Below are 14,527 nucleotides of genomic sequence, written 5' to 3' on the forward strand. Positions count from 1 at the left end.
TTCCGTCGGTTCGACGTTCCCCCACCCACCCCTCCTCCCCCAGGAGACCCGATGAGCAGAACCGGCCCCAGGGCACTCGCCCTGTTGGTCAGCCTCGCCCTGGCAGTCGGCGGCGTCACCGGCACCGTGACGGCCGTCGCGGACGCGCCCGCACCCACCCCGCCGACCGCCAGCACCCCGCACGACGTGGCCTACGACGGCTACTCGCTCACCATCGACGGCAAGCGCACCTACGTCTGGGCGGGGGAGTTCCACTACTTCCGGCTCCCCAGCCCGGACCTGTGGCGCGACGTCCTGCAGAAGATGAAGTCCGGCGGCTTCAACGCCGTCTCGCTCTACTTCGACTGGGCGTACCACTCGCCGAAGAAGGGCGTCTACGACTTCACCGGCGTGCGCGACGTCGACAAGCTGCTCGACATCGCCGAGGAGGTCGGCATCTACGTCATCGCCCGCCCCGGCCCCTACATCCAGGCCGAGGTGGACGGCGGCGGCTACCCCGCCTGGCTGGACGTCAGGCCCGGGCGGGAGAAGACCACCGACCCCGCCCACCTGGCGGACGTGGACGAGTGGTTCGACCACATCAACCCGATCCTGGCCCGCCACCAGCTGGAGAACGGCACCGGCACGGTGATCGCCTACCAGGTGGAGAACGAGTTCTACCAGTACACCGAGGCGGACCGCGGCTACGTGGCCCACCTGCGGGACAAGGCCCGCGCCGACGGCATCACCGTCCCGCTGACGGGCAATCACATCCACTTCAACGCCAATCCCGCCGACTACAAGTCCTACAACGAGGGCACCGGCGCGCTCGACATCGACGGCGTCGACAAGTACCCGCTCGGCTTCGACTGCAAGGACCCGGCCTGGAAGCCGGTGCAGGCCGACCTGGCGGGCTACCGCCGCCCCGGGAAGCCGCTCTACATCCCCGAGTTCCAGGGCGGCTCGATCAACTACTGGGGCGGGGCCGACGGCGACAAGTGCCGGGAGAAGATGGGGGCGGACTTCGCCTCGGTCTTCTACAAGAACAACATCGCGGCCGGCGCCACCCTGCAGAGCCTCTACATGCTCTACGGCGGCACCAACTGGGGCCGCCAGGCGGTCTCCGGCACCTACACCTCCTACGACTACGGCGCTGCGATCACCGAGTCCCGGCAGCTCACCGACCGGTACCGGGAGGACAAGCTGATCGGCTCCTTCCTGCAGAGCGTCGAGCCGATCACCAAGACCGACCCCGCACCCCCGAGCGTGCTCAGCAACCCGGCGGTCACCGGCACCGTCCGGCTCAACCCCGACACCCGCACCCAGTTCCACGTGCTGCGGCACACCGACTCCACCTCGGCCGCCACCGACTCCACCGGCCTGTCGCTCAAGCTCAGCGGCAACCACCTCGGCTACGCCTTCGACGACGCCGACAGCCGGATCCGGTACACCGGGGCCTGGCAGCACGTCGGGGCCGAAGTCCCCTACACGGCGGGGGAGTACCAGCACACCGAGTCCTTCTCGTTCAAGGCCGGCGACAGCCTCACCGTGCCGTTCACCGGCAGCTCCGTGCGCTGGATCGGCTCCCTGGCCGCCAACCACGGCATCGCCGACGTGTACGTGGACGGTGCGAAGGCCGCCTCGGTGGACGCCTACGGCAGCCCCGAGGTCAAGGGGCAGGTGCTCTTCGCCAAAGACGGACTCACCGACGGCGCGCACGAGTTGAAGCTCGTGGTGAGCGGCGGCAAGAACCCCGCTGCGATCGGCACCGCCCTCTCGGTCGACGCCGTCGACACCACCACCGCCCGGGTCTACCCCACCGTCCCGCAGAAGCCCGGCACCGCCATCACCCTGGCCGGCCGCGACTCCCGGACCCTGGTCGCCGACTACCGCCTCGGCGAGGCCCAACTCCAGTACTCCACCTCGGAGATCATGACCCACGCGGCGATCGGCGGCCGGGACGTCGCGGTGCTGTACGGCCGCCCCGGGCAGGCCGGCGAGACCGTCCTGAACTATCCGCAGCGCCCCACCGTCCAGGTGCTGGCCGGTGCGGTCGAGCAGACCTGGGACGCCGCCACCGGAGACCTCCGGCTGAACTACGTCCACGACGGCCTGGCCCGCGTGCTGGTCACCGGCGGCCCCCGGCCGTTGTTGCTGCTGCTGGGCGACGACCGGGCCGCCGGGAAGTTCTGGCGGGCCGACACCGCGAACGGCCCCGTGCTGGTGTACGGCAGCGACCTGCTGCGCACCGCCGCCGTGCAGTCCGGCCGCCTCGACCTGACCGGCGACAGCGGCTCGGCCCAGCCGGTGGAGGTCTTCGCCGACGGCTCCGGCCCGGTCACCTTCAACGGTGCCGCGCTGACCGGACAGCCGGGCCCCGGCGCCCGGGCCGGGGGCGAACTGCCCGGCCCCGCCCAGGTCGTGCTTCCCGCGCTCACCGGGTGGAAGCACGCGGCCGGATCCCCGGAGGCGCAGCCCGAGTTCGACGACTCCTCCTGGAAGGTCGCGGACAAGGCGTCCTCCCAGAGCGTCACCAAGCCCGCCACGCTGCCGGTGCTGTTCTCCGACGACTACGGCTACCACTACGGCGAGGTCTGGTACCGGGGCCGGTTCAAGGCCGGTGCCGGGACGGACTCCGTCACCCTCTTCGCCCAGCCCGGCAGCGGCGGGGTGTACTCGCTCTGGCTGAACGGCACCTTCCTCGGCAGCTCCGGCGACGCCATCCGCAAGTGGACCTTCCCGGCCGGGCTGCTGAAGGCCACCGGGGACAACGTGCTGTCGGTGCTGGCCGCCAACAACGGCCACAACCAGAACCCCGGCATGAACGACAACAACAAGGAGGCGCGCGGCCTCACCGGCGCCTTCGTCGGCAACTCCTCCGGCCCGTCGATCACTTGGCGGATCCAGGGCGCCAAGGGCGGCGAGGAGCTGACCGACACCGCGCGCGGCCCGATGAACACCGGCGGCCTGCACGGTGAGCGGGCCGGCTGGACCCTGCCCGGGTTCCCGGACGCCGCCTGGGCGGACACCGCCCTCACCACCCGCGACACCACGCCCGGTGTCTCCTGGTACCGGACCACGGCCACCCTGAACCTGCCGACGGGGCAGGACACGTCGGTCGGGCTGAAGATCACCGACGACCCGGCCCGCAAGTACCGGGCGCTGATCTACCTCAACGGGTGGCTGCTCGGCACCTACATCAACCACAAGGGACCGCAGCACGTCTTCGCGCTCCCCAACGGCATCCTGGACCCGCACGGCGCGAACACCATCGCGATCGCCCTGTGGAACGAGGAGAAGACCAACGGGGGCCTGGGCGCGGTCAGTCTGGAGAACCTGGGCAGCACCGTCTCCCCGCTGGCCCCGGCCCCGGTGACCGGGCCCGGCTACGACGCCGCCCAGGCCGATCCGGCGCCCGCGACCGCCGGGCTGGTGCTCGCCGCCCCGGACGCCGTGGCCGCCTCGGCCACCTTCCCGGTGTCGGCGACCTTCTCGGTGCCGGCCGGGCAGCCGACCGCCTCCGAGCTGGCGCTCACGCTGGGCGTGCCGTCCGGCTGGACGACGCAGCCCGTCGGCGCCACCGGCGCGAGCATCGCGGCGGGCGGTTCGCTGACCGCCTCCTGGAACGTCACCGCCCCCGCCGGGACGCTCCCCGCCTTCACCCGGATCGACGTCACCGCGGCCTTCCGGCAGGGGAGTTCGCCCCGGCAGCTGACCGACGCCAGGACGGTGGCGAACCCGGCCGCCGGTCTGCGCGCCCCGACCGGGGAGACCTCCGTCAGCACCCTGCCGTTCCTGGCCGAGCAGAACGGCTACGGACCGGTCGAACGGGACCGGAGCAACGGCGACGACAAGGCGGGGGACGGCAGGCCGCTCAAGGTGGACGGCGTCGGCTACGCCGGCGGCCTCGGCGTCCACGCCACCAGCGAGGTGGTGCTCTACCTCGGCGGGCGGTGCAGCCGCTTCACCGCGACCGTCGGGGTCGACGACGAGGTGGGCAGCAGCGGCTCGGTGGTCTTCAAGGTCTGGGCGGACAACACCTGGCGGACCGACTCCCCGACGCTGCTCGGCAGCGGCCGGGCGGCCACCGTGGACGTGAACACCACCGGTGCGGACCTGCTCCGGCTCCGGGTGGAGAACGCTGACGGCAGCAGCAGCGGGGACCACGCCGACTGGGCCGACGCCAAGGTGCGGTGCTCCTGACACCTGACCAGCACTGAACACCGGGCAGGCCGGGTGGCGCGACCACCCGGCCTGCTCCGGCACGTCCGGACCCGGGCCGTCGATCTGACGATGCATCAGATCGCTCGCCGAGCAAGGCATTTGGCGAAATCCGGCCCAGTGCGGCGATTGGGCGGAGCGGCGGTCGAGTTCCTTGACGTGGCAGCCGGATCGACCCGACGCTCATCCCTGCTCGGTTCTGTTGGATTCGGTCCGATCGTGTTCCGAACGCCCTGGGAGGGCTTCCTTGCGCATGCTCCGACACAGAGGCACCGGCCTGGCCGTCACCCTCGCCCTGATGGGCGGCTCGCTCGCCGCCGTCGGCGCGGTCGGCTTCGATCTGGTGACCGCGGCCCCGGCCGCGGCGAGCCAGAACGGCCTCACCCCGACGCCGCAGATGGGCTTCAACAACTGGAACTCCACGCACTGCCGTGCGGAGTTCAACGAGTCGATGGTGCGCGGCATCGCCGACCTGTTCGTCTCGCAGGGCCTGCGCGAGGCGGGCTACACCTACGTCAACCTGGACGACTGCTGGGCGCTGCCCAGCCGCAACGCGGCCGGAGACCTGGTCGCCGACCCGGTGCGCTTCCCGAACGGCATCAAGGCGGTGGCCGACTACGTGCACGCCAAGGGCCTCAAGTTCGGCATCTACTCCAGCGCCGGGACCAAGACCTGCGACGGCAAGGGCTTCCCCGGCGGGCTCGGCCACGAGCAGCAGGACGCCGACCTGTGGGCCTCCTGGGGCGTGGACTACCTGAAGTACGACAACTGCAACAACCAGAAGGTCGACGCGCGGAAGCGCTACGAGGACATGGGCAACGCCCTCCGGAACACCGGCCGCCCGATCCTCTACAGCATCTGCGAGTGGGGGACGAGCCAGCCCTGGACCTGGGCCCGGGGCGTCGGGAACTCCTGGCGCACCACCTACGACATCGGCGACAGCTGGGGCAGCATGCTCAACATCGCCCACCTCAACCAGAGCCTCGCCCCCTACGCGAGCCCGGGCTCCTGGAACGACCCCGACATGCTGGAGGTCGGCAACGGCGGCATGACCGACACCGAGTACCGCACCCACTTCAGCCTCTGGGCCCAGATGGCCGCACCCCTGCTGATCGGGGCCGACCTGCGGACCGCGACCCCGGCGACGTACGAGATCCTCAAGAACGCGGACGTGATAGCCGTCGACCAGGACCCGCTCGGTCGGCAGGGCGTGGTCATCGCCGAGGACGGCGGCCTGGTGGTGATGAGCAAGCCGCTGGCGGACGGCGGCCGTTCGGTGACCCTCACCAACGAGACCGACACCGCCCGCACCGTCGCCACCACCGCCGAGGCGGCCGGGATCGGCGGGGCCTCCTCGTACCGGCTGAAGGACCTGTGGTCCAAGGAGACCGGCACGTCGAGCGGCGAGATCAGCGCCACCGTCCCCGCCCACGGCACCGTGATGTACCGGATCACCCCCGAGCAGCCCGCCGACATGGCCGCCGGGGACCACCAACTGGGCGACCTGGCCTGGACGGTGGCGTACAACGCGAACGGGCCGGTCGAGCGCGACCACAGCAACGGCGGCCCGGCGGCCGGGGACGGGCAGCCGCTGACCGTCGGCGGCACCGCCTTCCGGCGCGGCCTCGGGACGGCGGCCGAGTCCGACGTCCGCTTCCACCTCGGCGGGACCTGCCACGGCCTCACCGTCGACGTCGGCGTCGACGACGAGGACGCCACCGGCTCGGCCGTCTTCCGGATCTACCGCGACAGCACCGTGGTCGCCGACAGCGGCTGGCGCACGGCCGGGCAGCCCCCGATGCGGCTGACCGCGGACCTGACGGGTGCTGAGGACCTGCGCCTGATCGCCACCTCCCCGGGCGGTACGGGCGCCGCGCACGCCGACTGGGGCAACCCGCGGCTGCGCTGCGGCACCGCCGCGGTCCCCGGCGTCCAAGCCCTCGGCGACCGGACCGCGACCTCCGCGAGCAACGGCTGGGGCCCGGTCGAGCACGACCGCAGCAACGGCGAGAAGAAGGCCGGCGACGGCGCCCCGCTGAAGGTCAACGGCAAGCTCTACCCGAAGGGACTGGGCGTCAACTCCCTCTCGGCGGTGACCTACTACCTCGGCGGGGCGTGCAGCTCGCTGACCGTCGAGGTCGGCATCGACGACGAGGTGCAGGCCAAGGGCTCGGCGGTGTTCCGGATCCTCACGGACGGCCGGACGGCCGCCGACAGCGGCCTGCTCACCGGTGCGGACGGACCCGTCCGGCTGACCGTCCCGCTCGACGGGGTCTTCGCCCTCTCCCTCCAGGTGACCGACGGCGGTGACGACACCCAGTACGACCACGCCGACTGGGGATCGCCGGAGATCGTCTGCGCCTGACCCGTCCACGGACCGGCCCGTCGCGCCTCCTCGGCGGGGAGTGCGACGGGCCGGTCCCGGCGCAACGGCGGCATTGCGCCGGAACGGCCGGACGTCCGTTGACCCTGCGGCCGGCCGGGTGTTTCGATGTGGCCCGCCGTGGCGGTCCCGGTCGGCGCCGTCGGCGGTGGGAGAATCAGGTCTGCGGCCGTCGGCCGTGCGTTCGGAGGCACCATGCAAGACCCACGGGCTGCCACTCCCGGCCGTCGTCCCGTCCACCGCGACGGATTCGCGTTCGTCGGACGGGACCGGGAGCTGGCCGCGCTGCTGGCCGCCCTGGCCGAGGGGCCGTCGGTGGTGCTGGTCGAGGGCGAGGCCGGCATCGGCAAGTCCCGGCTGCTGCGCGAGGCGGGCCGGCGGCTGACCGCCCGGGGCACCCCCGTCCTGCACGGCGCCTGCCACCCGCTGCGCGAGCCGCTGCCGCTCGGGCCGGTGGTGGACGCCCTCCGGGCGGGCGCCCCGTACTTTGGGCCCGACGTTGCCCTCGGGCCCGGCACGGCGGTACTGGCCCCCTACGTGCCCGAGTTGGCGGACCGGCTGCCCGCCACCGACCCGGCCGGTGCCGAGGTGGTGCAGGCCCATCAGCTGATGCGCGCCGTCCACGAGGTGCTGGGCGCCCTCGGCCCGGCGGTGCTGATGGTCGAGGACCTGCACTGGGTCGACGACGCCACCCGCGACCTGATGCTGCTGCTCGCCCGCAACCCTCCCCGGCAGCTCCGCCTGGTGCTCAGCTACCGGGCCCGGGACCTGCCCGGCAGCGGCAACGTGCTGGGCCCGCCCTACCGCCGCCCGGTCGGGGTGCTCGGCACCGAGATCGCCCTGGACCTGCTCACCGAGCCGCAGGTGCGGGAGCTGGCCGCCTCCGCGATCGGCTTCGCGGCCGCCGGGCCGCTCGGCCGGGAGCTGTACGAACGCAGCGGCGGACTCCCGCTGGTGGTCGAGGAGGACCTGCTGGTCCTGACCGACCGGGAGACCCTGCCCACCCCGGCCGGGGCGACCTCGATGCTGGCGGGCGCCGGTGTGCCGAGGGGATTCCAGGAGGCGGTGAACAGCAGGATCGCGCTGCTCGGCGAGGACGCCCGGGCCGTGGTGCAGGCCGCCGCCGTGGTGGCCGTCCCGGCCGACGAGGCGCTGCTCGCCCGGGTGGCCGGCCTGGACGAGGAACGGGCCGAGGCCGCCCTCACCACCGCCCTGGCGGCGGACGCGCTGGCCGAACGGGCCCCCGGCAGCTACGGCTTCCGGCACGTGCTGGCCCGGCGCGCGGTGTACGAGCGGATCCCCGGCCCCCGGCGCAGACGCCTGCACACCCGCGCCATCGACGCCCTCGCCGAGCACCCCGAATCCGCGCTGGTCCGGATCGCCCACCACACCCGGCAGTTGGGCGACGTCGCGGCCTGGCTGCCCCGGGCGCTGGCCGCCGTCGAGCAGGCCACCGAGGTCGGCGACGACGGCGTCGCCGCCGACCTGCTGCGGCAGGTCCTGGCCGAGCCGACCCTGCCCGCCGAGCAGCGCACCCGCAGCGCCCTGGCCCTCAGCTCCATCGCCGTCTACCGGGCCGACCCCGTCACCAGCGAGCTGACCCTGCGCCGGATCCTCGCCGACCCGGACCTGGCCGCCCACGTCCGCGGCGAGATCCGCTTCAACCTGGTCCGCGCCCTGGGCGCCTCCAACCCGAACATCGACAGCAGGGCCGAACTGGAGCTGGCCATCACGGAGTTGGCGGACCGGCCGGGAGCGGCGGCCGCCGCGCTCGCCTCGCTGGCCGTCAGCTCCAGCGTGAACGCGCACGGCGGCCACATCGACGAGTGCCTGGCGATGACCGAGCGGGCGGTGCGGCTGGCCGCCGGGAGCGAGGACCCGGTCGCCCGGGCGGACGTGGCCGCCAACCGGATCACGGTGCTGGAGTTCGCGGGGGACCCGCGCGGCGCGCAGCTGCTGGCGGAGCTGCCCCGGCGCTCCACCGACCGGCAGGTGCTGCGCCAGGTCGCCCGGGCGCTGAGCAACGCGGCGTACGACGAACTGGTCCGGGGCTGCGACGGCCGGGCCCGCACCCTGCTGGACGAGGCCGAGCAGCTCGCCGAGCGGGTCGGCTACCAACTGCTCGCCTCGTTCTGCGGGGTGACGCGGGTTCAGCTCGACCTGCACTCCGGGCACTGGGACGGGCTGGACGAGCGCATCGAGGCGCAGCTGCGGGAGGTCGGCGAGGACGACACCGTCCGGGTCGGCCTGCTGGTGGCCCGGGCCACCCTGGACACCGCCCGGGGCCGGTGGGCCCGGGCGGCCGAGCACCTGCTCCCGGTCGAGGCCAAGCGCGAGGAGATCCACGACTGGGACGTGTTCCCCGCCGTGCTGGTCCTGCTCGCCCGGATCGACCTGCTCCGGGGCGAGCCCGCGCAGGCCTGGCGGCGGGTGGAGCCGGTCGTCGACTTCACCCGCGCCAAGGGCCTGTGGGCCCGGCCGGTGGACCTGCTGCCGACGGCCGTCCGGGCCGGACTCGACTCCGGCCGGGCGGAGCAGGCGCGCCGCCTGGTGGCCGAGGCCGAGTCGGGCGTCGCCGGGCTGGTCGCCCCCGGGGTCGAGGCGGACCTGTCCTGGAGCCGGGGCCTGCTGGCCGCCGAGCGGGAGCCGGTCACCGCCCTCGCCCACCTGGACCGCGCCCGGGCCGGGTACGAGGCCATCGGCCGCGTCCACACCGCGGCCCGGGTGGCGGAACAGGCGGGCCGGCTCGGGCTGGTGGCCGACCCCGACCACCCGGGGGAGGCCGTCCACCGGCTGGAGGACGCGCTGGCCGTCTTTGCCCGCCTCGACGCCACCGCCGACGTCGAACGCTGCCGACAGGCCCTGCGCCGGACCGGCCGCCTCCGCCCCGAGCCGGCCGGCCGGCGCAGCTACGGCGACGACCTGTCCCCGAGGGAGCGTCAGGTGGCCGAGCTGCTCGCCACCGGTGCCACCAACCAGGACATCGCCCGGGCCCTCTCGCTCTCCCCCCGCACCGCCGAGCACCACGCCGCCGCCGTGCTGCGCAAGCTCGGGGTCACCCGCGCCGAGGTCCGCGACGCCCTCTGACCGGATGACCGGACGTGCCGTCAGGAGCCCCAGCGCGAGGCCCGCGCCGCGAGCTCGACGCCGGTGACGGCACCGGGTTCGGCGCGCTCGCGGAGGAACTCACCGGGAAGCGTGTAGCGGGCACCGGCCTTCGGGGAACGGGCGGCCTGCCGGACGATGTCGTCCACCAGCACGGTGGCCATGTCCAGCCTCGGGTACCGACCGTGGAGGGCCTCGCCCTGGGCGTCGGTGACGAACTCGACGCCCACACCGAAGTCCATGCCCACGCCCCGCCGGGTCAGGTAGGTCAGCGCGCCCCGGCGTTCGGCGATGCCGTCCGAGGTGTGCAGGGCGATCGCCTCCCACACCAGGTCGGTCCGGTCGGCGCCGTAGCCCTGCTCGGTGAGGAACCGGGCGGCCATGTCGGCCCCTTCGACCTCGAAGCGCGACTGGCCCGGCGCCGACGGCGAGGCGCCGAGATCGTGCAGGACGCAGGCGTGGAAGAGGAGTTCGGGGTCGAAGTCGGTGCCGGCCGACAGGCCCTCGTGCTCGGCCGCCAACGTGGCGAACAGGTAGCTGCGGATGCTGTGGTTGGCGACGGGCACGCTCTCGCACGACCGGACGAGCTCGACGGCGGCGCGGGCGGCAGGGGTTTCCGGGAGCATCGGCAGGATGCGGTCTTCGGTGTCCATGCGGCGACCCTAGGCGCGTGCCGGGCCCGTCCGTCAGTGGCACGCGTGCCGTCGGGGGATAGGATCGTGCCATGACGAGTCCTCAGGCTCCGGACGAGACGCACCACGTGGTGGTGCTCGCGCTCGAGAACGTGCTCGCCCTGGACCTCGGGATCCCCTGGCAGATCTTCGGGAGCTGGCCGGACGGCCCCTACTCGCTCTCGGTCTGCGCCGAACGGCCCGGCCCCGTCCAGGTGCACGGCGGCCCGGCGCTCTCCGTCACGCACGGTCTGGACCGCCTGGCGACCGCCGACACCGTGATCGTCCCGGGGTACCAGGACCCGGCCGCAGCGCCTGGCGCCGAGGTGATCGACGCACTGCCGCGGGCAGCGGCCCGCGGCACCCGCATTCCGTCCATCTGCACCGGCGCGTTCGCCCTCGCCGCCGCCGGCCTGCTCGACGGCCGCCGGGCCACCACGCACTGGCTGTACGCACGGGAGTTGGCCGCACGGTACCCCGGGTGACGGTCGTGCCCGAGGACCTGTACATCGACGAGGGCCGGATCCTCACCTCGGGCGGCGTGTCCTCCGGCCTGGACCTGTGCCTCCACCTCGTCCGCCGCGACCACGGCCCGCAGCTGGCGAACCGGCTGGCCCGCATGCTGGTGGCCGCCCCGCACCGCACCGGCGGCCAGGCCCAGTTCATCGACCTGCCGGTGCGCCCCGAGCCGTCCGCCACCCCCGCCCTGTACGACTGGGCCCTGCGCAACCTCCACCAACCGCTCACCGTCGACCAGTTGGCGCAGCGGGCCGGCCTGTCCCGACGGACCCTGATCCGCCGCTTCCACACCGACACCGGCCAACCGCCCATGCGCTGGCTCCTCGACGCCCGGCTCGCCCGCGCCCGCGAACTCCTCGCCTCCGGCGACCTCACGGTCGAAGCCGTCGCACGCCGCTGCGGCCTGGGCACCCCCGCCAACTTCCGAACCCTCTTCAAGGCGCACGTCGGGGTGCCGCCGCGCACCTACCGTGAGACCTTCAACTCCGACACCACGAACGGCCGTTGACCCACCCCGCACACCCGGGCCCGCGGTCCCGCCCTCCTCGTCGGCCATCGACGGCACCGGCCTGCCTCCGACCTGCCCGGGCGAGGGTTCAGCAGCAGCCACCGCCCGCGGTCGGTGCGGGCTGGTCGAAGAGGCCGGCGCCGCCGCAGACGCCGGTCTCGGGGAGGGTCAACTCGACGCGGGCGGCGGCCTCGTGGTCGCCGGCGAGGTGGGCGGCGACGGAGCGGACCTGCTCGTAGCCGGTGAGGGCGAGGAAGGTGGGGGCGCGGCCGTAGGACTTCTGGCCGACCAGGAAGACGCCCTCCTCGGGGTGGGTGAGCTGGGCGGCGCCGTGGGGTTCGACGCTGCCGCAGGAGTGCTGGTTGGGGTCGATCAGCGGGGCGAGGGCGGCCGGGGCCTGGAGGCGCTCGTCGAGGTGGAGGCGGAGCTCGCTGAGGAAGGAGTGGTCGGGGCGCAGGCCGGTGAGGACGATGATCTCGTCGAGGGCGTCGGCGCGTTCGCCGTTGTCGGCAATCAGGGCGAGCCTGCCGTCGGCGGTCTGCTCGACGGTGGTGGTGCGGAAGCCGGTGAGGGCGGTGGCGTGGCCGCCTGCGACGGCGGCCTTGGCGGCGAGGCCGAGGGCGCCGCGGGCGGGGAGCTGGTCGGCGGTGCCGCCGCCGAGGGTGGAGCCGCTGATGCCGCGGCGGAGGGCCCAGACGGTGTGGGTGCCGGGTGCGGTCTTCGCGAGGTCGGCGAGGCTGGTCAGGGCGGTGAAGGCGGAGGCGCCGGAGCCGATGACGGCGGTGCGCTTGCCGGCGTAACGGGCTTGCTGGGCGGGGTCGTTGAGGTCGGGGACGCGGTAGGCGATCCGGGCGGCGTGGGTCTTCTCGCCGAGGGCGGGCAGGCCGTCGGCACCGGCCGGGCTCGGGGTGGTCCAGGTGCCGGAGGCGTCGATGACGGCGGAGGCGGCCAGGCGGTGTTCGGTGCCGTCGGCGGTGGTGAGGTGGACGGTGAAGGGCTGTTCGGCGCGGCCGGAGTCGACGACCCGGTCGCGGCCGGTGCGGGCGATGCCGGTGACGGTGGTGCGGTAGCGGACGCGGCCGCCGAGGGCGTCGGCGAGGGGCTGGAGGTAGCGCTCGGCCCAGTCGGCGCCGGTGGGGTAGGCGTCCGGGTCGGGGCTGGTCCAGCCGGTCGGCGTAAGCAGCTTGGCGGCGGCGGGGTCGACCAGTTCGGACCAGGTGGAGAAGAGCCGGACGTGTCCCCACTCACGGACCGCCGCACCAGCTGCGGCTCCGGACTCGGCGACGACCACATCCAAGCCGCGTTCGACCAGGCGGGCGGCTGCTGCCAGGCCGACGGGTCCTGCGCCGATGACGAGGACGGGCAGGCCGGTGCTTTCGGACATGACGGTCTCCCTGATCGTGGCGGCACCAGCCGCCTCGCTGATTCGACAAACGTCGATGTATGACGTCTTCGACCTTGCCAGTGGGGATCGACAGGTGTCAACATAGATGCATGTCGAATCAGGAGTTGACGGTGCTGGAGCCCGAGGGCGGGGCGTGCTGCCCGCCGATCACCTCGGCCGAGCTGTCCGTGGCGGACTCCGAGAGGATGGCCGCCATGTTCAAGGCCCTGTCCGACCCGGTGCGACTGCGCCTGTTCTCCAAGGTCGCCTCGCACGCGGGCGGGGAGGCGTGCGTCTGTGACATCCAGGACGTGGGGGTCTCCCAACCGACCGTCTCCCACCACCTGAAGAAGCTGCGCGAGGCCGGGCTGCTCAGCAGCGAACGGCGCGGCACCTGGGTCTACTACCGGATCGAGCCTTCCGTGCTGGCCGCCATGTCGGCCATGCTCGACCGGCACCACTGACGCACCGTCCGAAGGAGCACCCGTCTTGCACGTCGCCCCGCTGCGTGCCGAGCACGCCGAGCAGGTCCTCGCCGTCTACCAGGCCGGGCTCGACGAGGGGAACTCCTCCTTCGAGACCACCGCTCCCGACTGGGCCCGCTTCGACGCCGCCAAACTCCCCGAGCACCGCTTCGTGGCCCTGGACGGGGACGGCCGGGTCCTCGGCTGGGTCGCGGTGAGCCGGGTCTCCGAGCGCAGCGCGTACGCCGGGGTGGTGGAGCACTCGGTGTACGTCGGCCCCGGGGCACGTGGCCGGGGCGTCGGTGGTCAACTGCTGCGCGCGCTCGCGGAGTCCACCGAGGCCGCCGGGATCTGGACCATCCAGTCCGGCATCTTCCCGGAGAACACCGCCAGCCTGGCCGTCCACGCCAGGGCCGGCTTCCGGGTCATCGGTACCCGTGAACGGATCGGACGGCTGAACGGCGTCTGGCGTGACGTCCTGTTGGTGGAGCGCCGCAGTTCCGCCGTCAACTGACCGGCTCCGCCGATGAGGCTGGCGGAGCATCAGAAGTGCCACTTGCCGTCCTTCGCCGTCCGCTCAGGATCCCGGCGTCACTGCCGGCAGCCCGTAGCCGGGAGCAGACCCGGCAGCTGAAGGCCTCTTCAGGTCTTCAGCAACCCTTCAGCGCGCGCTCGTCATGCTGAGCCCATCAGCCGGGCGTGGTGCCGGGCAAGGTCGGGAGGCCGGGGTGAGCAGGGTGGACGAGTCCGCGGGCGAGCAGGAGTTCCAGGAGCCGCAGGGGAAGCAGGGGCCCGCCGGAGGGCTTCGGCGGTGGCGCCCGGGCTGCCGGGCGCGCTGGGCTGGCGCGGCGGCCGCGGTGGTCGTCCTGGCCGGCGGCGCGGTCGCCGTTGCCGCGCACGACGGCTTCGAGGAGGAAGGCCGGGCCTCCGTCCGCGCGGAGGGCCACGGCCACGGCCACGGCCACGACCGCGACCGCGTCCGGACGGACCGTGCGGACGGGCGCGACGGCGAGCAGGGTGCGGAGCGCGAGGGCCGGGACGACGGCACGGATGCGGCCGGCCCGGCTCGGGCGCCCGCGCCGCTGCCGTCGCTGGACGCCGCCGACGCCGTGGTCAAGGCGTCCTCCGCCGTGCCCGGCGGCAAGGTCGAATCGCTGCACCCGGTGTCCGTCAGCGGCGGCGGCCGCGCCTGGCAGGCGGTGGTCCTCGGCCCGGACGGCGTCCGGCACGCGGTCACCGTCGACGGCACCACCTTCGCCATCACCTCCAACACCGTCGTCGGCGGCTGACGCC

The 14,527-nt window shown here is 73.7% G+C and carries 9 protein-coding genes and 2 pseudogenes; 9 read left to right on the top strand and 2 right to left on the bottom strand.

Features of this window, described 5'->3' with window-relative positions:
* The first annotated feature begins 51 nt into the window (after positions 1-51).
* From ACWCYY_RS03580 to ACWCYY_RS03595, 4 genes and pseudogenes are all read left to right on the top strand, one after another.
* Entirely contained in the window at positions 52-4,182 is a 4,131-nt protein-coding gene (locus tag ACWCYY_RS03580) for a beta-galactosidase (RefSeq protein ID WP_449794959.1), read from the top strand.
* Positions 4,183-4,498: 316 nt separating this feature from the next.
* Positions 4,499-6,109 (top strand): annotated as a pseudogene (locus ACWCYY_RS03585) (NPCBM/NEW2 domain-containing protein); the annotation flags it as partial.
* 39 nt (positions 6,110-6,148) lie between these two features.
* Positions 6,149-6,565: pseudogene (locus tag ACWCYY_RS03590) on the top strand (NPCBM/NEW2 domain-containing protein); the annotation flags it as partial.
* Between the two features lie 213 nt (positions 6,566-6,778).
* Entirely contained in the window at positions 6,779-9,670 is a 2,892-nt protein-coding gene (locus ACWCYY_RS03595; RefSeq protein ID WP_449794960.1) for an ATP-binding protein, read from the top strand.
* 20 nt (positions 9,671-9,690) lie between these two features.
* Here the strand turns inward: ACWCYY_RS03595 and ACWCYY_RS03600 are convergent, their stop codons facing one another.
* Entirely contained in the window at positions 9,691-10,341 is a 651-nt protein-coding gene (locus ACWCYY_RS03600; protein ID WP_380150322.1) for an HD domain-containing protein, read from the bottom strand.
* 71 nt (positions 10,342-10,412) lie between these two features.
* Here ACWCYY_RS03600 and ACWCYY_RS03605 point away from each other — a divergent pair, with 71 nt between their 5' ends.
* Both ACWCYY_RS03605 and ACWCYY_RS03610 read left to right on the top strand, forming a co-directional pair.
* On the top strand, positions 10,413-10,844 hold the full coding sequence (locus ACWCYY_RS03605; RefSeq protein WP_449794961.1) for a DJ-1/PfpI family protein: 432 nt from the start codon (positions 10,413-10,415) through the stop codon (positions 10,842-10,844).
* Positions 10,841-11,386: a GlxA family transcriptional regulator gene (locus tag ACWCYY_RS03610; protein ID WP_449794962.1), complete on the top strand. Its 546-nt coding sequence runs from the start codon at positions 10,841-10,843 to the stop codon at positions 11,384-11,386. Before ACWCYY_RS03605 ends, ACWCYY_RS03610 begins: the two co-directional genes overlap by 4 nt.
* An 88-nt stretch (positions 11,387-11,474) precedes the next feature.
* On the opposite strand, the gene ACWCYY_RS03615 is transcribed toward ACWCYY_RS03610, so the two are convergent.
* Positions 11,475-12,770 (bottom strand): NAD(P)-binding domain-containing protein, encoded by a 1,296-nt coding sequence (locus ACWCYY_RS03615; RefSeq protein ID WP_449794963.1) that lies wholly within the window; start codon positions 12,768-12,770, stop codon positions 11,475-11,477.
* A 110-nt stretch (positions 12,771-12,880) separates the two neighbouring features.
* On the opposite strand from ACWCYY_RS03615, the gene ACWCYY_RS03620 reads away from it, so the two are divergent.
* The 3 genes from ACWCYY_RS03620 (at position 12,881) to ACWCYY_RS03630 (ending at position 14,523) form a co-directional block, all read left to right on the top strand.
* The gene (locus ACWCYY_RS03620) at positions 12,881-13,234 is read left to right on the top strand and encodes an ArsR/SmtB family transcription factor (protein WP_345283068.1); all 354 of its coding nucleotides are present in this window, start codon (positions 12,881-12,883) and stop codon (positions 13,232-13,234) included.
* 25 nt (positions 13,235-13,259) lie between these two features.
* Entirely contained in the window at positions 13,260-13,748 is a 489-nt protein-coding gene (locus ACWCYY_RS03625) for a GNAT family N-acetyltransferase (RefSeq protein WP_345283070.1), read from the top strand.
* 214 nt (positions 13,749-13,962) lie between these two features.
* Entirely contained in the window at positions 13,963-14,523 is a 561-nt protein-coding gene (locus ACWCYY_RS03630) for a hypothetical protein (RefSeq protein ID WP_380150320.1), read from the top strand.
* Positions 14,524-14,527: the final 4 nt, after the last annotated feature.

It is taken from the genome of Kitasatospora sp. NPDC001664, assembly GCF_053596675.1.

Bases quoted from the DNA above. Each gene is read 5' to 3' on its own strand.
- ACWCYY_RS03595 (WP_449794960.1), top strand. From the start codon at position 6,779: ATGCAAGACCCACGGGCTGCCACTCCCGGCCGTCGTCCCGTCCACCGC.
- ACWCYY_RS03615 (WP_449794963.1), bottom strand. From the start codon at position 12,770: ATGTCCGAAAGCACCGGCCTGCCCGTCCTCGTCATCGGCGCAGGACCC.
- ACWCYY_RS03605 (WP_449794961.1), top strand. From the start codon at position 10,413: ATGACGAGTCCTCAGGCTCCGGACGAGACGCACCACGTGGTGGTGCTC.
- ACWCYY_RS03600 (WP_380150322.1), bottom strand. From the start codon at position 10,341: ATGGACACCGAAGACCGCATCCTGCCGATGCTCCCGGAAACCCCTGCC.
- ACWCYY_RS03620 (WP_345283068.1), top strand. From the start codon at position 12,881: ATGTCGAATCAGGAGTTGACGGTGCTGGAGCCCGAGGGCGGGGCGTGC.
- ACWCYY_RS03580 (WP_449794959.1), top strand. From the start codon at position 52: ATGAGCAGAACCGGCCCCAGGGCACTCGCCCTGTTGGTCAGCCTCGCC.